Annotated in this window: 1 protein-coding gene; it reads right to left on the bottom strand. The window is 66.7% G+C overall.

Translation table 11 applies throughout. The features are described 5' to 3' along the window. Window positions 1–249 (bottom strand): hypothetical protein (locus tag AAEY83_RS17390; protein ID WP_351061185.1); only part of this gene is annotated, 249 nt, incomplete at both ends.

The raw sequence follows: 249 nt of genomic DNA, 5'->3' as shown, positions 1-249 counted from the left end.
CCGGCGTCCTTCCAGTGCAATTCGCGCTGTTCGGCGCTGGCGCTCTGGAAGTGTTGGCGGGCGTGCAACTCGATCCACTCCAGGTCATCGTTATTGAGGGTCAGGCTGCCGAGCGGCGCGTCGACGGCCGAGGCCAATCGCTTGAGGGCCGCCTGATCGAAACTGCCGAGCACCGGTCGTCCGCTGCTGTCGATTTTCGGCTGGCCGCTGGCGGTAGTGATGACGCCCGCGTCTTCGCTGCCCACCGCC

The sequence above is a fragment of the Psychrobacter sp. TB20-MNA-CIBAN-0197 genome, from assembly GCF_040309765.1.
GTDB lineage: Bacteria > Pseudomonadota > Gammaproteobacteria > Pseudomonadales > Moraxellaceae > Psychrobacter > Psychrobacter submarinus.
Note: the sequence above shows the minus strand (reverse complement) of the source record. Positions and strands in the feature narration are given on the sequence as shown.